5 protein-coding genes are annotated in these 3,891 nt (G+C 70.8%); 4 read left to right on the top strand and 1 reads right to left on the bottom strand.

The window, feature by feature from the left end; translation table 11 throughout:
* Nucleotides 1-104, bottom strand: a 104-nt coding sequence (locus VIB11_RS00220; RefSeq protein ID WP_332027251.1) for a sugar phosphate nucleotidyltransferase, incomplete at its 3' end; no start/stop codon positions are given.
* 122 nt (nt 105-226) lie between these two features.
* Between VIB11_RS00220 and VIB11_RS00225 the strand changes: the two genes are divergently transcribed.
* From VIB11_RS00225 to sdhA, 4 genes are all read left to right on the top strand, one after another.
* Complete coding sequence (locus tag VIB11_RS00225; RefSeq protein WP_332027247.1) at nt 227-1,393, top strand: glycosyltransferase family 1 protein; 1,167 nt, start codon at nt 227-229, stop codon at nt 1,391-1,393.
* Between the two features lie 182 nt (nt 1,394-1,575).
* A complete protein-coding gene (gene sdhC / locus VIB11_RS00230) occupies nt 1,576-1,953 on the top strand; it encodes a succinate dehydrogenase, cytochrome b556 subunit (protein WP_332027248.1) in 378 nt (125 codons plus the stop codon).
* Nucleotides 1,954-1,966: 13 nt separating this feature from the next.
* Complete coding sequence (locus VIB11_RS00235; RefSeq protein WP_332027249.1) at nt 1,967-2,422, top strand: succinate dehydrogenase hydrophobic membrane anchor subunit; 456 nt, start codon at nt 1,967-1,969, stop codon at nt 2,420-2,422.
* 13 nt (nt 2,423-2,435) lie between these two features.
* On the top strand, nt 2,436-3,891 hold a 1,456-nt coding region (sdhA, locus tag VIB11_RS00240), incomplete at its 3' end, for a succinate dehydrogenase flavoprotein subunit (protein ID WP_332027250.1).

The raw sequence follows: 3,891 nt of genomic DNA on the forward strand, positions 1-3,891 counted from the left end.
AGGTCGTGCAGGAACTTCGGGGAGGAGGCGCGGGACAGCGGCCAGAGGCGGGTGCCGGCACCCCCCGCCGGAATCACCGCCCAGAAGCGCTCGAGGGACGACATGGCCGAAACGCTAGGCGCTGCCGCACCCAAAGGCCAAGGCGACACCAACCTGCAACCTGTCGCTCACCGCACACGCCCCCAGACGTTCGATCCTGATCACCGGACGTCGACACCGTGGACGTGTGCGAGTCGCGATCGTCACCGAGTCGTTCCTGCCCACGGCCAACGGGGTCACGACCAGCGTCTGCCGGGTCCTGGAGCGCCTTCGGGCCGCCGGGCACGAGTCCCTCGTCGTCGCACCGCGTCCGGCACCACGGAGCTACGCCGGCCACCGGGTCCACGCCGTCGCCTCGGTGCCGGTCCGCCAGTTCCCGGTCGGCCTGCCGTCAGGCGAGATCGAGGAGGTGCTGGCCGGGTTCCGCCCCGACGTGGTCCACCTCGCGTCGCCGTTCGTCCTCGGCGCCCGGGGCGCTGCCGCGGCCCAGCGGCTCGGCCTCCCTGCCGTGGCCGTCTACCAGACCGACATGCCCAGCTACCTCGCGCAGCACGGCCGCGGCGCCGTCGGCCGCGGCGCGGCGCGCGCGGCGTGGGGGTGGGTGCGACGCGTGCACGCGATGGCCGACCTCACCCTCGCACCCTCGTCGGCCGCGCTGGACGACCTGGCCCGCAACGGGATCCCCCGCACCGCCCTGTGGGGCCGTGGTGTCGACACCGCGCTCTTCCACCCCGGCTGGCGCGACGACGCCGGGGCCCGTGCGCTGCGCCGGACGCTGGCCCCCGACGGCGAGACGCTCCTCGGCTACGTCGGCCGACTCGCCCCGGAGAAGGAGCTGCACCGGCTCGCCGAGCTCGCCGCCGTCCCGCACAGCCGGCTCGTGCTCGTCGGCGACGGGCCCTGCCGCGTCGAGGTGGGGGCACAGCTGGCGGAGGCGGTGGCGCAGGCGCCGGGCCGACCCAACCGCGCCCCCGTGTTCCTCGGCCGTCGGGACGGCGACGACCTCGCCCGCGCGTATGCCGCCATGGACGTGTTCGTGCACACCGGCACCCGCGAGACCTTCGGCCAGACCCTGCAGGAGGCGGCGGCCAGCGGCCTGCCCGTCGTCGCCCCGGCGCGCGGCGGGCCCCTCGACCTGGTCAAGCACGGCGTCACCGGGTACCTCTTCCAGCCGGACACTCCCGGCGCCCTGGGGAGCGCTGTCGCGGTGCTCGCCGCCGATCCCGCTGCCCGGGCTTCGATGGGGGCAGCGGGCCTCGCGGGCGTCGCCGGTCGCTCCTGGGAGACGCTCGTCGACCAGCTCCTCGGCCACTACGAGTCGGTGGTGGCCGCGCGGGCCTCACGCGCTGCCTAGCGTTTCCCGGCCCGGTGGCCCCCACGGCATACCAGCGGGTAACCGGACCTGTCTGCTTTCTCACAGCAGCCCCGCGCGGCACGCCGTCAGGCGGGCCGATAATCTGGCCGACGAACTACGGCCACCGCCTCCCTCACCGGGAGCGCGCCGCCGTGACATCTTCGGCTTGAAAGGGACGCGCAGTGGCCCAGTCGATCTCCGGGACGCTCTACCGCGGCCGCGAGGGCATGTGGTCGTGGGTGGCGCACCGGATCAGCGGTGTGCTCATCTTCCTCTTCCTCTTCGCGCACGTGCTCGACACCGCCCTGGTGCGGGTCTCGCCCGAGGCCTACAACACGGTCATGGAGACCTACAAGAACCCGGTCGTCGGCCTCGGCGAGGCCGGGCTGGTCGCCGCCGTGCTGTTCCACGCCCTCAACGGCCTGCGGATCGTCGCAGTCGACTTCTGGGCCAAGGGACCGCGGTACCAGCGGCAGATGTTCTGGGCCGTCGTCATCGGATTCGTCGTGCTGTTCGTGCCTTTCGCGATCCGGCACCTGAGCATCGTGTTCTCGCACTGAAAGGCCACCTCTGATGAGCGCCACCGCCACGGGCGAGACCACCGCACCCTCCGTCACCACGTCGCGCTACGCCCGCACACCGCACCGCCGAGGCAACCTCGAGCTGTGGAGCTGGGTGTTCATGCGCGGGTCGGGCGTCCTGCTGCTCGTCCTCGTCTTCGGCCACCTGTTCGTGAACCTCATGATGGGCGAGGGCATCCACCGCATCGACTTCGCGTTCGTCGCCGGCAAGTGGACCAGCCCGTTCTGGCAGGTCTGGGACATGCTGATGCTCTGGCTCGCGGAGCTGCACGGCTTCAACGGTGTCCGCACGATCATCAACGACTACACCGAGAAGAGCAGCACGCGCTGGGTCCTGAAGACGCTGCTCGTCCTCAGTGCGATCGTCGTCATGGTCCTCGGCACCCTCGTGATCTTCACGTTCGACCCGTGCATCGACCCCGCCTCCACCCTCGAGCAGTGCAAGTAAGGAACGAACGCTGATGCAGACGCACAAGTACGACGTCGTCATCGTGGGGGCCGGCGGTGCCGGCATGCGCGCGGCGCTGGAGTCCTCCACGCGCGTTCGCACCGCGGTGCTGACCAAGCTCTACCCCACCCGCTCCCACACCGGCGCAGCCCAGGGCGGCATGTGCGCGGCCCTCGCCAACGTCGAGGAGGACAACTGGGAGTGGCACACCTTCGACACCGTCAAGGGTGGCGACTACCTGGTCGACCAGGACGCTGCCGAGGTCATGTGCCGCGAGGCCATCGACGCGGTCATCGACCTCGAGAAGATGGGCCTGCCGTTCAACCGCACCCCCGAGGGCAAGATCGACCAGCGCCGGTTCGGCGGGCACACCCGCAACCACGGCGAGGCTGCGGTGCGCCGCTCCTGCTTCGCCGCGGACCGAACCGGCCACATGATCCTGCAGACGCTGTACCAGAACTGCGTCAAGCAGGGTGTCGAGTTCTACAACGAGTTCTACGTGCTCGACCTGCTCCTCAACGAGGGCCCCGAGGGTGTCCAGCACACCGCCTGTGTCGTGGCCTACGAGCTGGCCACCGGTGAGATCCACGTCTTCCAGGCCAAGTCGGTGGTGTTCGCCACCGGCGGCACCGGCAAGGTCTTCAAGACCACCTCGAACGCCCACACCCTCACCGGTGACGGCATGGGCGTGGCCTTCCGCCGCGGCATCCCCCTGGAGGACATGGAGTTCTTCCAGTTCCACCCGACCGGCCTGGCCGGCCTGGGCATCCTCCTCTCCGAGGCCGCCCGCGGCGAGGGAGGGATCCTGCGCAACGCCGACGGCGAGCGATTCATGGAGCGGTACGCCCCCACCATCAAGGACCTCGCGCCGCGCGACATCGTCGCCCGCTCGATGGCCAACGAGGTGCGGGAGGGCCGCGGCGCCGGTCCGAACAAGGACTACGTCCTGCTCGACCTCACCCACCTCGAGCCCGCCCACATCGACGCCAAGCTGCCGGACATCACGGAGTTCGCGCGCACCTACCTCGGTGTCGAGCCGTACACCGAGCCGGTGCCCGTCTACCCGACCGCGCACTACGCCATGGGCGGTGTGCCGACGAACGTCGAGACCGAGGTGCTGCGCAACAACACCGACGTCGTCCCCGGCCTGTATGCCGCGGGTGAGGTCGCGTGCGTGTCCGTGCACGGCTCGAACCGCCTGGGCACCAACAGCCTCCTCGACATCAACGTCTTCGGCCGCCGCGCCGGGATCGCCGCCGCGGAGTTCGCGGTGACCGCACCCTGGGTCGACCTGCCGGAGCGTCCCGAGGCACTGGTGGTCGGCATGGTCGAGTCGATCCGTGGGCGCGGCACCGGCGAGCGTGTCGCCGACCTGCGCCGCGAGCTCCAGGAGACCATGGACCGCAACGTCCAGGTGTTCCGCACGGAGGCCTCGATGAAGGAGGCGCTCGGTGTCATCGACGAGCTCA

The sequence above is a fragment of the Pedococcus sp. genome (genome assembly GCF_036554925.1).
Classification (GTDB): domain Bacteria; phylum Actinomycetota; class Actinomycetes; order Actinomycetales; family Dermatophilaceae; genus Pedococcus_A.

Excerpts from the sequence above, each read along its gene's own strand:
- VIB11_RS00235 (WP_332027249.1), top strand. The coding sequence starts at position 1,967 with ATGAGCGCCACCGCCACGGGCGAGACCACCGCACCCTCCGTCACCACG.